Source organism: Nocardioides sp., from assembly GCF_014360585.1.
In the GTDB taxonomy this organism is placed as follows: Bacteria; Actinomycetota; Actinomycetes; order Propionibacteriales; family Nocardioidaceae; genus Nocardioides.
This window is the reverse complement of record NZ_JACIXG010000006.1, coordinates 13,795-35,061: the sequence shown is the minus strand read 5'-3', so window position 1 is coordinate 35,061 and position 21,267 is coordinate 13,795. Positions and strand designations below refer to the sequence as shown.

General features: G+C 70.6%; 18 protein-coding genes. 6 read left to right on the top strand and 12 right to left on the bottom strand.

Features of this window, described 5'->3' with window-relative positions:
- Window positions 1–47 precede the first annotated feature (47 nt).
- Window positions 48–1,208: a DUF1015 family protein gene (locus H5T77_RS03520; RefSeq protein ID WP_292645106.1), complete on the top strand. Its 1,161-nt coding sequence runs from the start codon at window positions 48–50 to the stop codon at window positions 1,206–1,208.
- A gap of 12 nt (window positions 1,209–1,220) precedes the next feature.
- On the opposite strand, the gene H5T77_RS03515 is transcribed toward H5T77_RS03520, so the two are convergent.
- The 9 genes from H5T77_RS03515 to argC all read right to left on the bottom strand — a co-directional run bounded on the left by H5T77_RS03515 (window position 1,221) and on the right by argC (window position 10,091).
- The gene (locus H5T77_RS03515) at window positions 1,221–1,640 is read right to left on the bottom strand and encodes a single-stranded DNA-binding protein (RefSeq protein ID WP_292645103.1); all 420 of its coding nucleotides are present in this window, start codon (window positions 1,638–1,640) and stop codon (window positions 1,221–1,223) included.
- Window positions 1,641–1,776: 136 nt separating this feature from the next.
- Window positions 1,777–2,388: a DNA-3-methyladenine glycosylase gene (locus tag H5T77_RS03510; protein ID WP_292645098.1), complete on the bottom strand. Its 612-nt coding sequence runs from the start codon at window positions 2,386–2,388 to the stop codon at window positions 1,777–1,779.
- An 88-nt stretch (window positions 2,389–2,476) separates the two neighbouring features.
- Window positions 2,477–3,901, bottom strand: coding sequence for an argininosuccinate lyase (gene argH / locus H5T77_RS03505; protein WP_292645096.1), 1,425 nt, complete (start codon window positions 3,899–3,901; stop codon window positions 2,477–2,479).
- Window positions 3,901–5,361: an argininosuccinate synthase gene (gene argG / locus H5T77_RS03500; RefSeq protein ID WP_292645094.1), complete on the bottom strand. Its 1,461-nt coding sequence runs from the start codon at window positions 5,359–5,361 to the stop codon at window positions 3,901–3,903. Before argG ends, argH begins: the two co-directional genes overlap by 1 nt.
- A 25-nt stretch (window positions 5,362–5,386) precedes the next feature.
- Window positions 5,387–5,914, bottom strand: coding sequence for an arginine repressor (locus H5T77_RS03495; RefSeq protein WP_292645092.1), 528 nt, complete (start codon window positions 5,912–5,914; stop codon window positions 5,387–5,389).
- Entirely contained in the window at window positions 5,911–6,834 is a 924-nt protein-coding gene (gene argF / locus H5T77_RS03490) for an ornithine carbamoyltransferase (protein ID WP_292645091.1), read from the bottom strand. The genes H5T77_RS03495 and argF overlap by 4 nt, the downstream gene beginning before the upstream one ends.
- Entirely contained in the window at window positions 6,831–8,033 is a 1,203-nt protein-coding gene (locus H5T77_RS03485) for an acetylornithine transaminase (protein WP_292645089.1), read from the bottom strand. Before H5T77_RS03485 ends, argF begins: the two co-directional genes overlap by 4 nt.
- Window positions 8,030–8,884, bottom strand: coding sequence for an acetylglutamate kinase (argB, locus tag H5T77_RS03480; protein WP_292645283.1), 855 nt, complete (start codon window positions 8,882–8,884; stop codon window positions 8,030–8,032). Before argB ends, H5T77_RS03485 begins: the two co-directional genes overlap by 4 nt.
- A 169-nt stretch (window positions 8,885–9,053) precedes the next feature.
- The gene (gene argC / locus H5T77_RS03475) at window positions 9,054–10,091 is read right to left on the bottom strand and encodes an N-acetyl-gamma-glutamyl-phosphate reductase (RefSeq protein ID WP_292645087.1); all 1,038 of its coding nucleotides are present in this window, start codon (window positions 10,089–10,091) and stop codon (window positions 9,054–9,056) included.
- Between the two features lie 73 nt (window positions 10,092–10,164).
- Here argC and H5T77_RS03470 point away from each other — a divergent pair, with 73 nt between their 5' ends.
- The 4 genes from H5T77_RS03470 (at window position 10,165) to H5T77_RS03455 (ending at window position 13,301) form a co-directional block, all read left to right on the top strand.
- Window positions 10,165–10,992, top strand: a complete 828-nt coding sequence (locus H5T77_RS03470) for a maleylpyruvate isomerase family mycothiol-dependent enzyme (RefSeq protein ID WP_292645085.1) — start codon at window positions 10,165–10,167, stop codon at window positions 10,990–10,992.
- A gap of 10 nt (window positions 10,993–11,002) precedes the next feature.
- Window positions 11,003–11,557: an LOG family protein gene (locus H5T77_RS03465; RefSeq protein ID WP_292645082.1), complete on the top strand. Its 555-nt coding sequence runs from the start codon at window positions 11,003–11,005 to the stop codon at window positions 11,555–11,557.
- Window positions 11,558–11,668: 111 nt separating this feature from the next.
- On the top strand, window positions 11,669–12,535 hold the full coding sequence (locus tag H5T77_RS03460) for an ATP-binding cassette domain-containing protein (RefSeq protein ID WP_292645079.1): 867 nt from the start codon (window positions 11,669–11,671) through the stop codon (window positions 12,533–12,535).
- 1 nt (window position 12,536) lies between these two features.
- Window positions 12,537–13,301, top strand: coding sequence for an ABC transporter permease (locus H5T77_RS03455; protein ID WP_292645077.1), 765 nt, complete (start codon window positions 12,537–12,539; stop codon window positions 13,299–13,301).
- 6 nt (window positions 13,302–13,307) lie between these two features.
- Here the strand turns inward: H5T77_RS03455 and H5T77_RS03450 are convergent, their stop codons facing one another.
- Window positions 13,308–16,289: an ATP-binding protein gene (locus H5T77_RS03450; protein WP_292645074.1), complete on the bottom strand. Its 2,982-nt coding sequence runs from the start codon at window positions 16,287–16,289 to the stop codon at window positions 13,308–13,310.
- A gap of 91 nt (window positions 16,290–16,380) precedes the next feature.
- On the opposite strand from H5T77_RS03450, the gene H5T77_RS03445 reads away from it, so the two are divergent.
- Window positions 16,381–17,409 (top strand): threonine aldolase family protein, encoded by a 1,029-nt coding sequence (locus H5T77_RS03445; protein WP_292645071.1) that lies wholly within the window; start codon window positions 16,381–16,383, stop codon window positions 17,407–17,409.
- Window positions 17,410–17,619: 210 nt separating this feature from the next.
- On the opposite strand, the gene pheT is transcribed toward H5T77_RS03445, so the two are convergent.
- Window positions 17,620–20,115: a phenylalanine--tRNA ligase subunit beta gene (gene pheT / locus H5T77_RS03440; RefSeq protein WP_292645069.1), complete on the bottom strand. Its 2,496-nt coding sequence runs from the start codon at window positions 20,113–20,115 to the stop codon at window positions 17,620–17,622.
- Window positions 20,112–21,233 carry a phenylalanine--tRNA ligase subunit alpha gene (pheS, locus tag H5T77_RS03435; RefSeq protein ID WP_292645067.1) on the bottom strand — a complete coding sequence of 374 codons (1,122 nt, stop codon included), beginning with the start codon at window positions 21,231–21,233 and terminating at the stop codon, window positions 20,112–20,114. The genes pheT and pheS overlap by 4 nt, the downstream gene beginning before the upstream one ends.
- Window positions 21,234–21,267: the final 34 nt, after the last annotated feature.

Genomic DNA, 21,267 nt, shown 5'->3' with positions numbered 1-21,267 from the left:
AGTCGGGGGTGCGGCGAATGGGACCAGTGTGACCCTACGATGTGTGAATGGACGATGCAGGTGTGGTGAGGGCGCCGTACCTCCGTCGTCCGCTGCGGCTGGAGCCCTTTCGAGCGCTCTCCCTGGCGCCGTCGCGGATCGGGGACCCGACCTCGGCGCGGCTCTACTCCCGGCCCTATCGCGGGGTCACCTCCCGGATCAGCTCGTGGCTGGCCCGTGGGGACCTGCATGAGCACCGCGACGCCGCGCTCTACCTGCACGAGTACACCGCAGCCGGGCTCACGGTGCGTGGCGTCGTCGGGATCCTCGACGTCTCGCACCGCACCGACGAGCCCGGTGAGGCCGCCGTGCTCCCCCACGAGGGCGTACGGACCGCTCAAGCCGAGCAGCTGGCCTCCAGGATGCGTCAGATGCGGGTGCACCCGGCGCCGATCCTGCTCACCTATCACGCGCCCGACGGCGTCGCCGAGCTGCTCGACCGGATGCAGAGCAGCCCTCCCCACGAGCAGTACGACGACCACGGCGGCCAGCACCACCGTGTCTGGGCGATCACCGACGAGGCGCTGATCGGGCAGCTGCGCGACGCCTGGTCCACCGAGCAGGCACTGATCGCCGACGGCCACCACCGCTACGCGGCCTACGCCGAGCTCCAGGGACCGGCCGATCCCGGCGACGCGGCCGCGACGGACTTCGGTCTGGCGATGCTCATCGACCAGGACGACACCCCGCTGCAGCTCGGCGCGATCCACCGGGTGCTCGCCGGGGTGAGCCTGCGCGATCTTCGGGCCGCAGCCGAGTCCGTCGGCGCGACGTGGACCGCCGGTGGGCGCGAGGCCGCCCTGGGCAGGCTCGGACCTGGCGTCATCGTGGTCAGCGACGGCCGTGGCTGGGCCACGCTCGAGGTCGACACCTCCGAAAGCCCTGCCACCGGCGACGTCGGCTACCTGCACGACCGAGTCCTTCCGGAGCTGCGCCGGCAGCCGTCTCGGGTCTTGCACGCTCACCAGGTCGATGCCGCTCTCAAGCGGGCCCGCCCGGGGCGCGACGTCGCCGTGCTGCTGGCGGCGCCGACGTTCGACACCATCCTCTCCTCCGCCTCGGTCGGGCAACTGCTCCCGGAGAAGGCGACCTCGTTCCAGCCCAAGCCGCACCCAGGGGTGCTCATCCGTCTTCTCGACGCTGCGCGTCTGGAGAAGTCCCGGCACTAGCCGCGTCATCGGCTAGCTGGCCTGCCTGGCCGCGGCGCCGGCTCGGCTGACCCGCCTGGCCGACAGCACCTCCACCTCGGTCATCGACTGCAGCCGCCCACCGGTCTTGAAGAACCGGCGGCGCAGGGAGCCGTTGACCTCGATGACGTCTCCCACCTGCCAGGTCATCGCCGCGCGCCGCACCCGAGCAATCCAGGTGTGGCACTCGAGCGCGTCGATCTGCACCCGGCTCCCCCGGCGTTTGTCGCGTGGCCTGTTCACGACCACCCTGAACGCGGTCAGCTGGTCACCGCTCGGCAGCTGCCTCTCCTCCGCGGCCAACGACAGCCGGCCGATCAGCCGCACCTCGTTGACCGTTGCCAGCCCTTCGGCACGCCCCGCGCGTCCGCCATCGTCCGGGGATGGCTCCTTCTCTACCCTTGCGACCGTCATCTCGATCACCTCCGCCCATCATCCTGGTCAGGGGCGCCGACAGTTCTGGCAGTGCGAACAGGCCCTGTGGACAACTCGTGTCTGAACATGTCCTGTGGACGGCGATCGGCCTGACCTTGCGGTGACGGGACTCGCCTCAGTCTCCTGCGACCGGCTTGACTCTCGGACTCAGCCGGTAGGCCGAGACCGTCGGGTCATCAGCCACGTAGAAGCGGTGCTGCCAGTCGTGGGCCTTGCTCACCCCCACCCGAGGACCAGCCTGGATGAGCTCGGTCGGCACCGACTCGCCCTCGGACAGCCTGATCGACGGGCCTGTCAGGAGATCTGCACCGTTGTGCTCTCCGGTGATGCCAAGCGCCTGGCCGACGTTCCCCGGACCCTTGGCGAGGCGCGTGCTCTCCACCCGCTCCCCACGCCGCTTCCGCGCCAGGTCCTCGCCCACGACGACTCTGCCCGCCCGGATGAGGACTCCCGCCGCAACACCGTCCGTCGCAGTGACGACGTTGGCACACCAGTGAATGCCATGGGAACGGTAGACATAGAGATGCCCTGCGGGGCCGAACATGGTGGCGTTGCGGGCGCTGCGGCCGCGGTAGGCGTGAGAGGCCGGGTCAGCTGTACCGGAGTACGCCTCGGTCTCCGTGATGACGATGGTCACAACGCCCTCGGCGGTCTCGCAGGAAAGAGTCTTCCCGAGCAGTTCGGGAGCGACCTCTTCAGCGGCACGGGCAAGGAAGTCCTGATTCATACTGAGCTCCTCGACACGCAGTGGGTGAAGCAGACCCAGCGCCCTCGGGCGGCGGCCCGGGGCGCTGGGCGAGCATCTCGGCGCAAATCTAGCTGGTGCGGAATCCGGCAGACTTGGACCGAAGCTCGGCGAGCTGCTCGGCGACCCGCTCGGGCGCGGTGCCACCACGGCCGTCGCGGGAGGCGACCGATCCTTCGATGGTCAGCACCAGACGTACGTCCGGAGTGAGCGCCGGCGAGATCGTCGCGAACTCCTCGTCGGTCAGCTCGGCAAGCTCCACGCCTCGCTTCTCCGCCGCCTGGACGCAGGCCCCGGCCAGCTCATGGGCGATCCGAAAGGGGGTGCCCTGCCGGACCAGCCACTCGGCGATGTCGGTGGCCAGCGAGAACCCCTGCGGGGCGAGCTCGGCCATCCGGTCGGTGTTGTAGACCAGCGTCGCGACCTGTCCGGTGAAGGCCGGGAGCAGCACCTCGAGGGTGTCCAGGGAGTCGAAGACCGGCTCCTTGTCCTCCTGCAGGTCGCGGTTGTAGGCAAGCGGCAGCGCCTTCAGCGTCGTCAGCAGCCCGGTCAGGTTGCCGACCAGGCGTCCGGCCTTGCCGCGGGCCAGCTCGGAGATGTCGGGGTTCTTCTTCTGCGGCATGATGCTCGACCCGGTGGACCAGGAGTCGTGCAGCGTGACGAAGTCGAACTCCCTGGTCGCCCACAGGATGATCTCCTCGGCAATCCGGCTGATGTCGACGCCGATCTGAGCGCACACGTAGGCGAACTCGGCCACGAAGTCACGCGAGGCGGTGCCGTCGATCGAGTTGGCGCTCGAGCCGGTGAAGCCGAGCTCGGATGCGACCAGCTCGGGGTCGAGCCCGAGCGACTGGCCCGCGAGCGCCCCGGAGCCGTAGGGCGAGTCGCAGATCACCCGCTCGCGCCAGTCGGCGAGCCTGTCGACGTCTCGCAGCAGCGCCCAGGCGTGCGCCATCAGGTGGTGCGAGAGAAGCACCGGCTGGGCGTGCTGGAGGTGCGTACGTCCGGGCATGATCGCGCCCATGTTCTCGTCTGCCTGCGCGGCGAGCGCGTCGATGAGGTCGAGCACGAGCCCGCGCAGCACCCGCTCGTGGTCGAGCAGGTAGTTGCGGAAGAGGGTCGCGATCTGATCGTTGCGCGAGCGCCCGGCCCGCAGCTTGCCGCCGACGTCGGGGCCGACCTCCTCGATGAGCAGGCGCTCCAGCGCGCCGTGCACGTCCTCGTCGGAGTCGGCCGGGGTCAGCCGGCCGGCGGTGAACCGGTCCGCGAGCACGTCGAGACCACGGTGGATCTCGTTCTCCTCGTCGCCGGTGAGCAGCCCCGCAGCCCCCAGCGCCTTGGCGTGGGCGTGCGACCCGGCGATGTCGTAGAGCGCCAGCCGCCAGTCGAACTGCGTCGAGCGGGAGAGCGCCTCGAGCTCCGGCGAAGGACCGCCGGCGAACCGGCCGCCCCAGAGCTTGCCCTCGTTGGTGGTGTTGGCAGGAGTGTTCGACATCAGTCGTTCCCGGCCTCGATGGCAGCCTCGTCCAGGAACGAGTCGTCCAGGACCGGTCCGTCGACAGGGAGGGCGGCCGGGAGCGGCTTACCGTCGGTGGCGGCGATGCGGTCGAAGCCACCGGCTGGGAGCTCACCGAAGAGGGTGCCGTTCTCGACGAGCACGGTGCCCTGGTCGAGGGGGTGCCCGGCGTAGACCTCGAGCTTGGAGCGCGAGTCGGCGATGTCGAGGTTGCGCATGGTCAGCTGGCCGATGCGGTCGACGGGGCCGAAGGCGGCGTTCTCGACGCGCTCCATGGAGAGCTTCTCGGGGTGGTAGGAGAAGTGCGACCCCTCGGTGTTGAGGATCGTGTAGTCCTCGCCGCGGCGCAGCCGCAGGGTGACCGTGCCGGAGACCAGCGAGGCGATCCAGCGCTGGATGGACTCGCGGACCATCAGCGCCTGAGGGTCGAGCCAGCGGCCCTCGTAGAGCAGCCGGCCGAGCTTGCGGCCCTCGTTGTAGTAGTTGGCCATGGTGTCCTCGTTGTGCACCGCGTTGAGCAGCCGCTCGTACGCCGCCCACAGCAGCGCCATCCCCGGCGCCTCGTAGATGCCGCGGGACTTCGCCTCGATGATCCGGTTCTCGATCTGGTCCGACATGCCGAGACCGTGCCGGCCGCCGATCGCGTTGGCCTCGTAGACCAGCTCCACCGGGTCGGTGTAGGACTTGCCGTTGATCGCCACCGGGCGACCCTCGACGAAGCTGATCGAGACGTCCTCGGTCTCGATGGCGACCGAGGGGTCCCAGAACTTCACGCCCATGATCGGCTCGACGGTCTCCAGCGAGACGTCGAGGTGCTCCAGCGTCTTGGCCTCGTGGGTGGCGCCCCAGATGTTGGCGTCGGTGGAGTAGGCCTTCTCGGTGGAGTCGCGGTAGGGCAGGTCGTGCGCCACCAGCCACTCCGACATCTCGTGACGCCCGCCGAGCTCGTGGACGAAGTCGGCGTCGAGCCACGGCTTGTAGATGCGCAGCTCGGGGTTGGCCATCAGGCCGTAGCGGTAGAACCGCTCGATGTCGTTGCCCTTGAAGGTCGACCCGTCGCCCCAGATGTTGACGTCGTCGGCCTGCATGGCCCGCACCAGCATGGTGCCGGTGACGGCGCGGCCGAGCGGGGTGGTGTTGAAGTAGGCGCGGCCACCGGAGCGGATGTGGAAGGCGCCGCAGGCGAGCGCGGCTAGGCCCTCCTCGACGAGCTGCGGCTTGATGTCGATGGCGCGGGCGATCTCGGCGCCGTACGCCATCGCGCGGTCCGGCACACCGGAGATGTCGGGCTCGTCGTACTGCCCGATGTCAGCGGTGTAGGTGCACGGCACCGCGCCCTTGTCGCGCATCCAGGCGACCGCCACGGAGGTGTCGAGGCCTCCGGAGAAGGCGATGCCGACGCGCTCGCCCTTGGGAAGGGAGGTCAGTACCTTGCTCACGAGATGTTGCTCCTTGCTTAGAAATCTACTGAATGTCTGGGGTCTTGCCGGCGAGGCTGAGGAAGCGGTCGACGAGCGCCGCTCCGCCCTGGGGCTCGCGGCCGATGACGAGCACGGTGTCGTCGCCGGCGATGGTGCCGAGGATGTCGGGATAGTCCGCCCGGTCGACGGCCGATGCGAAGTACTGCGCAGCCCCCGGAGGCGTACGCAGCACCACCAGGTTGGCGCTCCCGTCCGCGCTCACCAGGAGCTCGCGGGCGAGTCGACCGAGCTTGCTTCGGCCGCTGGCGGACTCCCCCGGCGCCACCGAGCTGCGGTCGCCGCCCTCGCCGGGGATCGCGTAGACGAGAGACCCGTTGGCCGCCCGTACCTTCACCGCGTCGAGCTCGTCCAGGTCACGCGAGAGCGTCGCCTGGGTGACGTGGACCCCGTGCGAGAGCAGCGCCTCGGCCAGCTCGGTCTGCGACTTGATCTCGGTGCTCCAGATGATGTCGACGATCAGGGACTGGCGCGCTCCCTTGGTCGCCGGCCGCTGGGCCTCGTTCGTGGTCATCGCCGCTCCCACAAGAAGGCCAAGATCGCCTTCTGCGCGTGGCGCCGGTTCTCCGCCTCGTCCCACACCAGGCTGCGCGGGCCGTCCAGCACCTCGGCCTCGATCTCCTTGCCGCGGTACGCGGGCAGGCAGTGGAGCACGACCGCGTCGTCGTCGGCATGGCCGATCAGCTCGGTGGTCAGCGCGTAGGGCGAGAAGACCGCGAGCCGGGCGGCCGTCTCGCTCTCCTTGCCCATCGAGATCCAGGTGTCGGTGATGAGTACGTCGGCCCCCGCTGCCGCCGCGACCGGGTCAGGGGTCACGGTGACCGACCCGCCGGTCTCCTGGGCGATCTCCTTCGCCCGGACCAGCACGTCCGCGTCGGGCGCATAGCCCTCCGGGGCCCCGAACCGGACGTGCATCCCGGCGATGGCTCCGGCCAGCGCCCACGAGTTGCCCATGTTGCAGGCGGCGTCGCCCAGGAAGGCCGCGGTCAGGCCGGCCAGGGACCCCTTGTGCTCCTGCAGCGTCTGCAGATCCGCGAGCAGCTGGCACGGGTGGAAGTCGTCGGTGAGGGCGTTGACGACCGGAACCCCGGAGTGGGCGGCCATCTCCTCGATGCTCGACTGGGCGTACGTACGCCACACGATCTCGCCGGCCTGCCGACCGAGCACCCGGGCGACGTCGGCGACCGACTCCCGCTCGCCGATCCCGGCCAGACGGCCGTCGATGAGCATCGAGTGGCCGCCGAGCTCGGCGATCCCGGAGGAGAAGGAGGCCTGGGTCCGCAGGGTCGGCTTGTCGTAGATCGTCGCGACGGTCACCGGCCCGGCGAGCGGCTTGGCGGCGTAGGGATCCTGCTTCATCGCCGCCGCGAGCGCCAGCACCTCGGCCTGCTCGGCCGGGGTGAGGTCGTCGTCCCGGAGGAAGTGCCTGGTCATTGTGGCTCCTGTGCCGATGCTTGGGCAGCGTCGAGGATCCCGGGCCAGGCGGCGAGGAGGCTCTCGGCGTCGTCCTCGGTGAGCACCAGCGGCGGGACGAGCCGGATCCGCTCGGGCGTGGCGTTGTTGAGGATGAAACCCGCCTCGAGCGCGGCGGCAGCGACAGCGCCCGAGTCGAGACCGGCGAGAACCACTCCGATGAAGAGGCCTTCGCCATCGACCCGCGCGACGCGCGGGTCGGCTGCGAGACCGTCGCGCAGCTTCTGCCCGAGCACCGTGACGTGCTCGAGGAGGCCCTCGGACTCGATGGTCTCGATCACCGCGAGGCCCGCGGCGCAGGCGACCGGGTTGCCACCGAAGGTGGTGCCGTGGTTGCCGGGCTCGAAGAGCGTCGCCGCCCGGCCGAGGCCGATGCAGGCACCGATCGGGAAGCCGCCGCCGAGCCCCTTGGCCAGGGTGACGATGTCGGCGGTGATGCCAGAGGTCTCGTGGGCGAACCAGCGGCCGGTACGCCCCAGGCCGGACTGCACCTCGTCGAGCCAGAGCAGGGCGCCGTGCTCGTCTGCCACCGCTCGCGCGGAGGCCAGGTAGTCGGCGGGCGGGACGATCACGCCGGCCTCACCCTGGATCGGCTCCAGGATGATCGCCGCGGTCTCGTCGGTCACCGCGGCCGCCAGCGCCTCTGCGTCGCCGTACGGGACGAAGGTGACATCGCCCGGCAGCGGCTCGAAAGGCGCCCGGTAGGCCTCTTTGGCGGTCAGCGCCAGGGCACCCATCGTGCGGCCGTGGAAGGCGCCCTGAGCAGCCACGATGTGCCTGCGCCCGGTGCGCCGGGTCAGCTTGAATCCGGCCTCGTTGGCCTCGGTGCCGGAGTTGGTGAAGAAGACCCGTCCGCTCTCGCCTCCCGGCATCCGGGCGAGCAGCGCCTCGGCCAGCTCGACCTGCGGGTGGGAGGTGAAGAAGTTGGAGACGTGGCCGAGGGACTCCATCTGCGACGTCACCGCGGAGACGAGCGCCGGGTGGGCGTGGCCGAGCGCGTTGACCGCGATGCCGGCCAGCAGGTCGACGTACTCCTTGCCGTTCTCGTCCCACACGTGGGCACCCTGACCTCGGGTGAGGACCAGCTTCGGGGCGCCGAAGGTGTTCATCAGCGCGCCGGCATAGCGCTCTTGCCAAGAATTGGACTCAGCGGTGGTCATCGGTCCAGCTCCCTTGCCTTGCGGGTCTTGGTGGTGACGCCGGGGAGCACCTGGGTGCCGACTCCCTCGGCGGTGAACAGCTCCAGCAGCACGGCGTGCTCCTCGCGACCGTCGACGACGGTGGCGCGCTTGACGCCGCCCTTGACCGCCTCGAGGCAGGCGCTCATCTTCGGGATCATCCCGCTGGCGAGCTCGGGCAGGATGCCCTCCAGCGCCTCGGGGCTGATCTCGCCGATGACCTCCTCGGGGTCGGGCCAGTCGAGGTAGAGGCCCTCGACGTCGGTGAGCACGAGCAGCTTCTCGGCCTTCAGCGCGACCGCGAGCGCCGAGGCGGCGCGGTCGGCGTTGACGTTGTAGATGGCCCCGTCCGCGTCGGGGGCGACGCTGGAGACCACCGGGATCCGGCCGGCCTCGATGATGTCGAGAACCGACGAGGGACGTACGTCGACGACCTCGCCGACCTGGCCGAGGTCGACCTCCTCGCCGTCCACGACGGTGCTGGCCGGCTCAGCGGTGAAGAGTCCGGCGTCCTCGCCTGAGAGCCCGACGGCCAGCGGTCCGTGCTCGTTGATCAGCCCGACCAGCTCACGCTGGACCTGGCCGACCAGGACCATGCGTACGACGTCCATCGCCTCCGGCGTGGTCACCCGCAGGCCGCCCCGGAACTCCGACTCGATACCGAGCCGGTCGAGCATCGAGGAGATCTGCGGACCACCGCCGTGCACGACCACCGGCTTGAAACCGGCGAACCGCATGAAGGCGATGTCCTCGGCGAAGGCACGCTTGAGCTTGTCGTCGGTCATGGCGTTGCCGCCGTACTTCACCACCACGATCTTGCCGTGATACTCCATCAGCCACGGCAGCGCGCCGGCGAGCGTGCGAGCCTTGGCAGGATCAGGCCTGCCGGGCTCGTGGGTAACGGTCTCGAGCTCGAAGTTCACGCCGCCACCTCCGTAGCGCAGGCGCCAGAATACGGACGCGGCGGCGTGACGGTCTTGACGTTCACTCGCTGACGCTCGTTCACGGCGCCACTCCAACCGTGCTCAGCCCGGTGGTCTCCTCGAGACCGAGGGCGAGGTTCATGCACTGGATCGCTCCCCCGGCGGTGCCCTTGGCGAGGTTGTCCTCGGCCCCGACGACGACCAGCCGCCCGGCGGCCTCGTCGACGGTCACCTGCAGGTGGACGGCGTTGGAGCCGAGCACGGCCTGCGTCTGGGGCCACTGACCCTCGGGAAGCAGGTGGACGAAGGGCTCATCGCCGTACGCCTTCTCGTAGACCGCACGCGCATCCGCCGCGGTCACGGTGCCGGCGAGCTTGGCCGAGCAGGTCGCCAGGATGCCGCGCGGCATCGGCACCAGGACCGGGGTGAACGAGACCGAGACCTCGCCGTCGACCAGCGCGGAGAGGTTCTGGACGATCTCGGGGGTGTGCCGGTGGACGCCACCGACACCGTAGGCGCTGACGTTGCCCATGACCTCGGCACCGATCAGGTTCGGCTTGGACGACTTTCCGGCGCCGCTGGTGCCGGTGGCGGCGACCACGACGACCTCGGGCTCGATGATGCCGGCTTCGACCGCCGGGGCAAGCGCCAGGGTGGAGACGGTCGGGAAGCAGCCCGGGACCGCGATCCGGCTGGCCGCGGAGAGCGCTGCCCGCTGACCAGGCAGCTCGGGCAGCCCGTAGGGCCAGGTCCCGGCGTGGTCGGTGCCGTAGAACTTCGTCCACGTCTCGGCGTCGGCGAGCCGGTAGTCGGCGCCGCAGTCGATCACGACCACGTCGTCGGCGAGGCCGGCCGCGATCGGCCCGGACTCACCGTGCGGCAGCGCCATGAAGACGACATCGTGGCCGGCCAAGGTCTCGGCGTTGGTGGGCTCCAGCACCCGGTCGGCCAGCGGGACCAGGTGTGGTTGGAGGCCGCCCAGGGTCTTGCCCGCGCTGGAGGCGGCGGTCAGAGCGCCGATCTCCACCTCGGGGTGGGCCAGCAGCAGCCTGAGCAGCTCACCTCCGGCATATCCACTGGCACCGGCGACGGCGACGCGCTTCTTCGTCATATGCATGACCATACGCTCACCTGTATGCCTCGCGCAAAACCCGTTCGCACCCTGAGACACCAACACCTAGTGTTCGCCCATGACCCGCCTCGACCCCACCGCCTACCTCGACCACATCAGGTCGGAGTCGGCGCTCTTCCGCTCCGCGCTCGCACACACAGACCCCGCAGCCCCGGTCCCGACCGCTCCTGAGTGGACCGCCGCCGATCTGCTGTGGCACGTCGCCGGCGAGGTGCAGCACTTCTGGACGTACGTCCTGGAGACCCGTCCGGCCGCGCCGACGAGCGAGACCTACGACGAGCCCGAGCGGCCGAAGGACGCCACCTACCAGGAGCTGCTCGACTACTTCGACGAGGTCAACGCCGAGTTCGTGGCGACCCTGGAGAAGACCGGACCCGACGAGCCCACCTGGTCGTGGTCGCACGAGCAGACCGCCGGCTTCACCTACCGCCGACAGGCCCACGAGATCCTGATCCACCGCCTCGACGCCGAGCTCACCGCCGGCGCCGTGACGCCGATCGACCCGGCCCTGGCCGCCGACGGGATCGACGAGGTCCTCGACATCTTCTACGGCGGCAAGCCCGAGTGGGCGACCTTCGCGGGCAGCGACCAGTACGTCCGGATCGACGCCGTCGACACCGACACCCACACCTGGGTCCAGCTCGGGCTCGTCTCCGGCACCCGTCCGGACAGCGACACCATGGCGGACGAGCCCGACCTCAGCGTCGTCGCCGCGCAGTCGCTCCCCGCCGGCACCGAGCCGGACGCCGTCGTGGCCGGCACCGCGGCCGACCTGGTCGCCTGGCTCTGGCGCCGCCGCGACGACGAGGGCATCGAGGTCACCGGCGACAAGGACATCTACGACCGCTTCCGCGCGTTGACCAATCAGCCCATCAACGACGACTAACCTCTCCCGCATGATCAAGCACCTGGCGGTCTTCCTCGGGTCCCGCGACGGCAACGATCCTGCGCTCTCGGAGAGTGCCTACGCGGTCGGCAGGGGCCTCGCGGAGCGCGGGATCGAGCTGGTCTACGGAGCCGGTGGCGGCGGCCTGATGGGCCAGATCTCCCAGGGTGCGATCGACGGCAACGGCAAGATCTTCGGCGTGATCCCACGGTTCATGGTCGACCGCGAGTGGGGTCGCGTCGAAGGCGCGCCGGGGATGCAGACGCTCGTGGTCGACACGATGCACGAGCGCAAGGCGCTCATGGCCGAGCGGGCCGACGCGTTCCTCGCCCTTCCTGGCGGAATCGGCACCCTCGAGGAGCTCTTCGAGGTCTGGACCTGGCAGACCCTGTCGCTGCACGGCAAGCCGGTGGGCCTCCTCAACGTCAACGGCTTCTGGGACCCGCTCGTGGAGATGATGGAACGCATCGCCGCGGCGGGGTTCCTGCACGGCTCCCCCGCCGAGACCCTCGTGGTCGGCGACGACCTCGACGACGTCCTCGCCCGCCTCGACGCCGCCCGCTGACTGGGCCATTGACTGGGCGCGTTTGAAACCCCGAGCCCGCGTCGTGAAACCACGGTGAAGGCGGCCTGAAACCGCCGGCCCACACCCTGGGAGCATGACAACCAACTCCGAATGCTCGCGACCCTGCTCCCGATCGATGCCAGCGAGGCGGAGATCTTCGGGGTCGACGTCAAGGCGTCCCCTCATCAGGTACGCCAGCTCGTCGGCGTGACCGGCCAGTACGCCTCGGTCGACGAGAACCTCACCGCAACCGAGAACCTCGTCCTCTTCGGTCGCCTGCTCGGCATGTCCGGCAAGGCCGCCCGCGCGGCCTCGGAGGAGCTCCTGGAGTCCTTCGGCCTCGAAGAGGCCGCCAAGCGGCAGATCTCGAAGTTCTCCGGCGGCATGCGCCGCCGTCTCGACCTCGCCGCCTCGCTCCTGAGCCGACCGCCGCTGATCTTCCTCGACGAGCCGACCACCGGCCTGGACCCACGCACCCGGGGCCAGATGTGGGACACCATCCGTACGCTGGTGGCCGGCGGCTCCACCGTCCTGCTGACCACGCAGTATCTCGACGAGGCCGACCAGCTCGCCGACCGGATCGCGGTCATCGACCGTGGCGTCAAGGTCGCCGAGGGCACCTCGGAGGAGCTCAAGACCTCCGTCGGCAGCTCCACGCTGCACCTTCGGTTGAGCGACAAGACGCAGATCGCCACCGCGGCGGCCGTGGTCGAGAAGGTGACCGGCGACCGTCCGGTGCTCACGCCCGAGGCCGGCGGCGTCAATGTTCCGCTGGCGGACGCCGACCGGGCCGCCGACGTACTCATCGGTCTTCGCCACGCCGACATCTCGATCACCACCGCCAACGTGCAGCAGCCGACCCTCGACGAGGTCTTCCTCGCCCTGACCGGCCACGGCACCGCGAGCTCGGAGAACTCCGAGGACCCCGACCGCGCCCAGTCCACCGACCACGACATCCGCACCGAGGAGGTGGCCTGAGATGGCTGCACTGATCTCCACCTACGCCGTCGCCGACCGCCCGCTCAGGGCTCACCCGAGCATCGGCGAGACGATCAGCCAGACGCTGACCATGGCCCGGCGGGCGTACATCAAGATGATGCGCAACCCCGAGCAGTTCTTCGACGTCACGCTGCAGCCGCTGCTGTTCACCGCGATGTTCGCCTTCATCTTCGGCGGTGCGATCTCGGGTGACGTGAAGGCCTACCTGCCGACGGTGATCACGGGAATCCTCGCCCAGACCGCGCTGACCGCCTCGATGGCGCGTGGCACCCAGCTGCGCGAGGACATGGACAAGGGTGTCTTCGACCGGTTCAAGGCTCTCCCGATCGCCCGGATCGCACCGCTGGCCGGCCCGGCGGTCGCAGACCTGCTCCGCTACGGGATCGCGGCGACCCTGACCATCGCGGTCGGCCTCGCCATGGGCTACCGCCCCGGCGGCGGGGTCGGCGGGGTGCTCGCCGGCTGGGCGCTGACCATCTTCGCCGGCTGGTCGCTGAGCTGGATCTTCACCTGGCTGGGGACGGTCATGAAGTCCGCCGGCGGCGTCCAGGGGCTCGGCATGATGATCATGTTCCCGCTGACCTTCCTCTCCCCCGCGTTCGTGCCCAAGGAGACGATGCCGGAGTGGCTGCAGGCCTTCGTCGGCGTCAACCCGGTCACCCTGGTCATCAACGCCACCCGCGACCTGATGAACGCCGGCGACCTCACCCTGAGCGTCGTGTGGGCCTACAGCAAGAAGCTCTGAGGGTCCTCAGCTCAGCCGTGCGATGACGCCGCGGGCCTCGTCCAGCAGGGCGGGCCCGCGGCGCTCGCCGTACTCCTCCGTGACCCGCTCGAGTACGCCGGGCGCGAACCGCGTCGCATCGGCGACCGCGAGCTCCCAGCGCATGTCCAGGAACGAACGGGAGTAGCCGAACCGGTCGGCCAGCACCACCAGCCGCACCGACTCCTCACGCGGCAGCGCGTCGCGCAGCAGGCCCCACAGGCCCAGCGCGAGCAGCAGCATGCCGGTGACAGGGAAGTCCTGGGACCGGCGCTCCGCGGAGACCAGACGCGGCGCTTTCGCCATCAGGGCCTCGAACAGGTCGGCGCCATCGGTCCCCTCGCCGTGGCGTGCACAGCCGACCAGCGCGACCGCCTCGGCCGCGACCCGCCACGGCGTCAGGTCGGGGTCGTCGGTGAACCCGGGGAACGGCAGCTCGCCCATCGTCTCCACCACTTCACGAAACAGGGTCACCCCCTCGCCGACCCGTCCCTGGGCGAGGAGGAGCTGGGCCCGGGCGCCGTGGACGGCACCCCGGGAGCCGAAGCCGCCGCGGGGCTGCTCGTCGGTGAGCTCGGCGAGTATCTCGGCGGCCTCCTCGAGGTGGCCCTGCTCCACTGCGTACGTCACCAGGATCGCCTGGGTCTGGACGAGGTCGTCGTCGGCGCCGAGACGGCGCAGGACGGGTGCGGCCTCGCGGGCGTGGTGGGCGGCCTCTTCGAGCCGGCCGAGCTGGGCGTAGAGGCCGCTGAGCTGGGCGTGCAGCATCGCGCGCGGCCAGGGCCCGCCTTCGGAGCCGGTCAGGCGCAGCGCCTCCACGCCGGCGGCGACCGCACCCTCGGGATCGCCGAGGTTCTCCCGCTCGTGGCTGAGGAACGTGTAGGCGCGGGCGCGCACCTCCGGGTCGGGGTCGGCGACCAGGTCGGCCAGCTCGTCCTCCAGCAGCCGCTGGGGCTCGCCGGCACGGGTCTGGGTGGTGCCGGCCATCGCCACCATCACCTTGAGCATCACTCTGAGCTGCGGGTCGGCGGCCTCGGTGCCGACCCGGTCGAGGATCCTCATCAGCCGCTCCAGACCGGAGCCACGGGTGACGGCGGCGCCGAAGAGCAGCAGCGCCAGGACGAGTCGCGTCTTCTCCCGCAGCTCGGGCGCCGGCTCCCACTCCTCGAGGAGCTCGGAGATCGGCCCGGACAGCATGATCACGCGCTGATGCTCGCCCGCGATGGTCCAGAAGACACCGACCGCGCAGAAGAGGCGGATCACGGACTCGGCCTCGTCATCGGCCAGGACCTGGCGCAGGATGTCGGCGAGGTTGCTCTCCTCCGCGCGCAGGTCGTCCATGGCGTCGAACTGCTCCGGCGAGTAGAGCCGGCTCGACCCGGCGTCGGCGTAGGCACGCGCCCACGCGCGCTGCGCCGCGCGGGCGGCGGTGTCCTCGCCGGCGTCGATCAGCTGCATCCGACCGAACTCCCGGACGGTCTCGAGCATGCGATAGCGGAACGCCGCCGGCGCATCGACCACCGTCAGCAACGACTGGTCGACGAGCTCCTCGATCGCGGCGAAGGTGTCGTCGCCGAGCATCGCCTCGGCCGCCGCGAGGGTGAACCCGTCGTGGAAGACCGAGAGCCAGCGCATCGCCCGCCGCTCGCGCTCGGCGAGGAGGTTCCAGGACCAGTCGATCACCGCGATCAGGGTCTGGTGGCGATCGGGAGCGCTGCGGTCGCCGCCGCGCAGCAGCTCGAACCGGTTCTCCAGCCGCCGCGCGATGTCCTCGACCGACATCGCGCGCACCTTCACCGCGGCCAGCTCGATCGCCAGCGGAAGGCCGTCGAGCCGGGTGACGATCTCGTCGACCCGGGCCTCGTCGAGATGGACACCGGGCCGAGCGGCGACCGCACGGCGGCGGAACAGCTCACGACCGTCGTACGTCCCCAGCCGGCCGAGCGGGTAGACCCGCTCCGCGCCGATGGCGAGCGGGCTGCGGGAGGTCGTGAGGACCGTCAGGTCGCGCACCGTGGCGACCAGGAAGGCGACCAGGTCGGCGACGGCGCTCACGACGTGCTCGCAGTTGTCGAGCACGAGCAGGGTCGGGACGCCGTCGAGCTGCTGCGCGACCCGCGACCGCACGTCGGCCCGCTGGTCAGGGGTGAGCCGGTCGCGCCGGGCGACCGAGTCACGCACGCCGACGGCCGAGCCCACCTCGCTGACCAGGTCGTCGGGCGCGGTCACGCCGACCAGCTCGACGACATGGACCACCGGCTGCTCGGCGCTGTGGGCGATCACCTGGGCCAGACTGGTCTTCCCCAGCCCGCCGGGCCCCAGGATCGTGACGACCCGCGAGCTCTTCAGCAGGGCGGAGACCTCGGCGGTGTCCTGCTCACGCCCGATCAGCAGATCCGCGTCGTGGCGCAGCCCCGAGCGCACCGGACGGTCGCGCGCGAGCAGCTCGGCGTGGACGGCTCGCAGCCGCGGGCTCGGGTCGACTCCGAGCCCGTCGGCCAGCCCGGACCGGTACGCCTCGAAGCGCTCCAGCGCCGCCGGCGCACCGTGCACCGCGGCGACCGCACGGAGCAGCGCCTCGGTGACCACTTCGTCCGGGTCGCGGCGGTCGAGCCGTTCGAGGAGCGGGAGCGCCGCGGCGTACCTCTTCTCCGCCGCCAGCCTCAGTGCCTGCGGGCGCAGCGACCAGGCGCCGACGTCACCGGTCTCGAGGCCGAGGCGGTAGCCCTGCGGCGTACGTTCGATGGCGCCGGGGTCGGTCGCCGACCGGGCCCGGGAGACCACGACCTGGAGCGCCTTGGCGGGGTTGGCCGGGATGTCGTCGCGGCCCCAGATCTCCTCGACCAGCGCGGCCTCGGAGGCACCTCGCGGACCGGCCTCGACCAGGGCACGAAACAGCGCCCTGGTCCGCTCGCCGGCCACCGGCGCACCTGCCCAGGTGACCTCGTCCAGCACACTCAGCGTCGCCACAGCCGCCATTCTGCCATAGCGATATATCGCGTACGTACGGGATTTCGGACCTCCCGCGGGCGAGCGGACCCGCCATGACGAGAATAGGACCGTGACCGTCGAACTGCGCTCTGACAACGCCGCCTCCGTCTCCCCCGCGATCCTGGAGGCGATGGCAGCCGTCAACTCCGGCTCCGCACTCGCCTACGGCGGTGACGAGGTGACCGCCGCGCTCGAGAACCGGGTGCGCGAGGTCTTCGAGCACCCCACCGCCCGCGTCTTCCCGGTCCTGAGCGGAACCGCCGCCAACGCCCTCTCGCTCTCCGCACTGACCCCGCCCTGGGGCTCGGTGGTGTGCCACGAGACCGCGCACATCATGACCAGCGAGGGAGGCGCGACCTCGCTGCTGGCTGGCGGCGCGGTGATGACGGGCGTCACGGGCGAGGGCTACAAGATGGCGCCGGAGGCGCTGCAGGCCCACCTCGACGGCGTACGTTGGGGCGACCCGCACCACTCCCAGCCGACCGTCCTCTCGCTGACCTCACCGTCCGACTACGGCACGGTCTACTCGGTCGCGGAGATCACCGAGCTGACCGCGATCGCGAAGACCCGCGACCTGCGGGTGCACCTCGACGGCGCCCGGTTCGCCAACGCTGTCGTGGCGACCGGTGCCACGCCGGCAGACCTGACCTGGCGGGCCGGGGTGGACGTGCTCTCCCTGGGCGCCACCAAGAACGGTGCCCTCTCGGCCGAGGCGATCGTCTGCTTCTCCGACGCTCCGGCGGACGAGCTGGTCTACCGCACGAAGCGCAGCGGGCACGTCACCTCGAAGATGCGCTACCAGTCGGCCCAGCTGCTGGCCTACCTCAGCGACGACCTCTGGCTCACCAACGCCCGCAACGCCAACGAGCGCATGCGCGATCTCTGCGCCGGGCTGACCGAACTGGGCGTGAAGCTGGTGAACTCTCCCGACGCCAACCTGGTCTTCGCCGAGGTCCCGGACGCGGTCGCCGACCGGCTCGAGGCCTCGGGTGTGCTCTTCTACCGCCTCGGCGGCCAGGTCCGGTTCGTCACCTCGTGGGCGACGACTCCGGAGGAGATCGACACCGTCCTCAGCGCCCTGCGCAAGGCGCTCGGCTGAGGTGGAACCGGGCGGCGGCGCCGCGCACATCTCCCGTCATGGCGGGGAGATGGGCGGGCCCGCCGGCGCACCGGCGGCACCTCCCCGCCATGGCAGGAACCTGGGCCGGGCTGGCCGGGGAAAGCGCCCGCCGCCGAAAACCAAACCCGCGCCAGAACCCCACCTGTGCGGGGTTCTGACGCGGGCATGACTAGGCCGCAGACAGCGCGCTCAGCGCTGCACGGCGCCGGTCAGCTCGGCGGCCTTGGCGACCGCCGCCTCACGCGCGGCCGCGGTCTCCTCGGCCTTCAGCGTGCGGTCGGGGGCGCGGAAGCGCAGCGCGAAGGCGAGCGACTTCTTGCCCTCGCCGACCTGGTCACCCTCGTAGACGTCGAAGAGCCGGACGGTCTCCAGCAGCTCGCCGGCACCCTCGCGCAGCGCCGCCTCGACGGCAGCGACGGTGACGTCGACGGACACGGTGAGCGCGACGTCCTCCTTGGCGACCGGCATGGTCGAGAAGACCGGACCGGCAGCGGTGGCGGGCACCTTCGAGATCAGGTGGTCGAGGTCGATCTCGACCGCGGCCGAGCGGGCGGGCAGCCCGAACGCCTTGCACACGTTGGGGTGCAGCTCACCGGCGTGGCCGAACTCGACACCGTCGATGGAGACGACGGCACAACGACCCGGGTGCCACGGCGCCCGCGAGGCCGAGGCGACCTCGACTGGGACCCCGAGCTCGGCGCCCAGGCGACGTACGACGTCGATGGCGTCGGACCATGAAGCGGTCTCGGCGGCGCCCCACCAGCCACCCCGCGTACGCTCCCCGGCGAGCACGACGGCGAGGTGCAGCGGCTGGCGCGGGATCGCAGCGAGGAGCTTCTCCATCTCCTCCGCGGACGGCCGCCGGTCGACGCCGTAGATCGGCGCCGCCTGGTCGACCGGGAAGGCGACGGTCGCGGTCTCGAAGAGAGAGACCCCGTCCTGACCTCGGGAGATGTTGCGGGCAGCGACCTTCAGCAGGCCTGGGAGAAGCGTCGTGGCGTAGCCGGGCTCCTCGCTGTTGAGCGGGTTGGCCAGCTTCACCGTGCGCCGCAGGACGTCGTCGGCGGACAGCCCGAGACGATCGAAGTCGGCCTCACCCACGAACGGGAAGTCGACGACCTCGACCAGCCCGGCACCGGCCAGCGCCCGACCGATCCGGCGGCGCAGCTGCTGGGCGCGGGTCAGGCCGCCACCGGTCGCCCGGCGCGGCAGGACCGAGGGAACCTTGTCGTAACCGACGATCCGGGCGACCTCCTCGACCAGGTCGTAGGGGTCGTTGAGGTCGGGGCGATAGGTGGGGACGGTCGCGGTGAGCGTGCCGTCCTCGACCTTCACCCGGGCTCCGATCAACTCGAGACTCTTGACCACGGTCTCGTCGTCGAGCTCGATGCCGATGATCCGCGTCGGCAGCGAGATCGGGATCGTGATCGTGGTCGGCGGCTTACGGGTCTCCAAGGAGGCACCCGGGCCGACCTCGGTGACGCCGGGCTCAGCGACGCCGCCGCCGTGCTCCACCAGCAGCTCCACGACCCGGTCGGCGGCGATCGGCGGCAGCAGCGGGTCGACTCCGCGCTCGTTGCGCTTGCCGGCCTCGCTGGTGAGCTTGTGGCGACGTCCCGTGCGGAACATCGACCGCGGGTCCCAGTGAGCCACCTCGATCAGCACGTCGGTGGTGGTCTTGCTGATCTCGGTGGAGGCGCCACCCATCACGCCGCCCATCCCGATCGGGCCGGTGTCGTCGCAGACGACGAGGTCCTCGGGGTCGAGCTCACGAACGGTGTCGTCGAGAGTGGTGAGCTTCTCGCCCTCATGCGCCCGGCGCACCACGATCGGACCAGCCAGCTTGGCCTTGTCGTAGGCGTGGATCGGATGGCCGAGCTCGAACATCACGTAGTTGGTGACATCCACGCCCAGCGAGATCGAGCGCACCCCGACCTGCTCGAGGCGCTTCTTGATGAACTCGGGCGTCGGCGCCGTCGGGTCGAACCCGGTCACCGTGCGAGCGACGAAGTAGTCGCAGCCCGCCTCGTCGTCGATCCGCACCGGGTATCCCTCGGCGTTGGCGAGCGGGACGTCTCGCTGCGCCGGGTCGTGGAACGGTACGTCGAAGCCGAGCGCCGCGTCCCGCGCGATGCCGCGCATCGAGAGCGCGTAGGCCCGGTCGGGGTTGATCTCGAACTCGATGACCTCCTCGCCGAGCCCGAGCGCCTCACGGGCGTCGGTCCCGGGCGCGGGAGCGTCGGCCGGCAGCACGATGATGCCGTCGGCCTCCTCCCCCAGCCCGAGCTCGCGGGCGGAGCAGATCATCCCGGCCGACATGTGGCCGTAGGTCTTGCGCGCCGAGATCTGGAAGTTGCCGGGCAGCACGCCGCCGGGCAGGATCACCACGACCTTGTCGCCGGGCTTGAAGTTGTGCGCGCCGCAGACGATGCCCTGGGGCTCACCGGTGCCGTTGGCGTCACCGACGTCGACGGTGCACCAGTTGATGACCTTGCCGTTCTTCTGCGGCTCGGGCTCCTGGGTGAGCACCTGGCCCACCACGAGCGGGCCCTCGATGCCGGCACCCGAGGTCTCGATCGCCTCCAGCTTGAGGCCGAGCGCGGTCAGCCGGTCGGTGATCTCCTCGATGCCCAGCTCGGCGGGCAGGTCGACGTACTCCTTGATCCAGGAGAGGGGGGCCTTCACAGTTCACTCCCGAAAGCAGTAGTAAGCCGGACGTCACCCTCGAAGAGGGTGCGCAGGTCGGACAGGCCGGTGCGGAACATCAGGGTGCGGTCGATGCCCATCCCGAACGCGAAGCCGCTGTACTTCTCGGGGTCCACGCCGCAGGCGACCAGCACGCGCGGGTTCACGATCCCGCAGCCGCCCCACTCGATCCAGCCTTCGCCCTTGCAGGTGCGGCAGGTGATCATCTGGCCGTCTCCGGCGTCGACGACCTGGGCGCCACGGCAGACGAAGCAGGTCAGGTCGACCTCGGCGGACGGCTCGGTGAAGGGGAAGTACGACGGCCGGAACCGGGTCACGATGCCCTCGCCGAACATCTGGGTGGCGAAGTGGTCCAGGGTGCCCTTCAGGTTCGCCATCGAGATGCCCTCGTCGATGGCGAGACCCTCGACCTGGTGGAACATCGGCGAATGGGTCGCGTCGTACTCGTCGGTGCGGAAGACCCGTCCCGGGCACACCACGTAGATCGGCGCCTCGCGGGTGAGCATCGTCCGCGCCTGGACGGGCGAGGTGTGGGTCCGGAGAACCACGTGGTTCTCGGCCGGCTCGGTCCAGAAGGTGTCCTGCATGGTGCGGGCGGGGTGGTCGGGGCCCAGGTTGAGGGCGTCGAAGTTGAGCCACTCGGCCTCGATGAGCGGACCCTCGGCGACCTCCCAGCCCATTGCCACGAAGATGTCGGCGATGTACTCGGCGCCGGTGGTGAGCGGGTGCCGCCCACCAGCCGGGACCCGGTCGGTCGGGAGCGTCACGTCGACGGTCTCCTCGACCAGCATCCGCGCCTCGTGCTCGGCCTCGAGCACCTTCTGCCGTGCCGCGAGCGCCTGGTTGACGGCGCCACGCGCCTTGCCGACGCGCTGGCCGGCATCCTTGCGCGCCGCTGGCGGCAGCGCGCCGATCTCGCGGTTGGCCAGGGCCAGCGGCGAACGGTCGCCTGCGTGGTCGAGCCGGGTCTGCTTGAGCTCCTCGAGACTGGTCGCGGCGTCGATGGCCTTCAGCGCAGCATCGCGCGCGGCCTCGACCTCCTCAGCCTTCAAGGGGGTGACCTCTACCGGGTCATAGTCGGTGTTGGGACCGGACATCACTGGCTTTCGTCGCGTCGAGTGTTAAGTGATC

What these genes read in the sequence shown, in the direction of transcription:
- H5T77_RS03470 (WP_292645085.1), top strand. Translation starts at nt 10,165, where the DNA reads ATGACCCGCCTCGACCCCACCGCCTACCTCGACCACATCAGGTCGGAG.
- H5T77_RS03495 (WP_292645092.1), bottom strand. Translation starts at nt 5,914, where the DNA reads ATGACCACGAACGAGGCCCAGCGGCCGGCGACCAAGGGAGCGCGCCAG.
- pheS (WP_292645067.1), bottom strand. Translation starts at nt 21,233, where the DNA reads ATGTCCGGTCCCAACACCGACTATGACCCGGTAGAGGTCACCCCCTTG.
- H5T77_RS03510 (WP_292645098.1), bottom strand. Translation starts at nt 2,388, where the DNA reads ATGAATCAGGACTTCCTTGCCCGTGCCGCTGAAGAGGTCGCTCCCGAA.
- argH (WP_292645096.1), bottom strand. Translation starts at nt 3,901, where the DNA reads ATGTCGAACACTCCTGCCAACACCACCAACGAGGGCAAGCTCTGGGGC.
- argC (WP_292645087.1), bottom strand. Translation starts at nt 10,091, where the DNA reads ATGCATATGACGAAGAAGCGCGTCGCCGTCGCCGGTGCCAGTGGATAT.
- H5T77_RS03520 (WP_292645106.1), top strand. Translation starts at nt 48, where the DNA reads ATGGACGATGCAGGTGTGGTGAGGGCGCCGTACCTCCGTCGTCCGCTG.
- H5T77_RS03515 (WP_292645103.1), bottom strand. Translation starts at nt 1,640, where the DNA reads ATGACGGTCGCAAGGGTAGAGAAGGAGCCATCCCCGGACGATGGCGGA.
- argF (WP_292645091.1), bottom strand. Translation starts at nt 6,834, where the DNA reads ATGACCAGGCACTTCCTCCGGGACGACGACCTCACCCCGGCCGAGCAG.
- H5T77_RS03485 (WP_292645089.1), bottom strand. Translation starts at nt 8,033, where the DNA reads ATGACCACCGCTGAGTCCAATTCTTGGCAAGAGCGCTATGCCGGCGCG.
- H5T77_RS03455 (WP_292645077.1), top strand. Translation starts at nt 12,537, where the DNA reads ATGGCTGCACTGATCTCCACCTACGCCGTCGCCGACCGCCCGCTCAGG.
- H5T77_RS03460 (WP_292645079.1), top strand. Translation starts at nt 11,669, where the DNA reads ATGCTCGCGACCCTGCTCCCGATCGATGCCAGCGAGGCGGAGATCTTC.
- H5T77_RS03465 (WP_292645082.1), top strand. Translation starts at nt 11,003, where the DNA reads ATGATCAAGCACCTGGCGGTCTTCCTCGGGTCCCGCGACGGCAACGAT.
- argB (WP_292645283.1), bottom strand. Translation starts at nt 8,884, where the DNA reads ATGGAGTATCACGGCAAGATCGTGGTGGTGAAGTACGGCGGCAACGCC.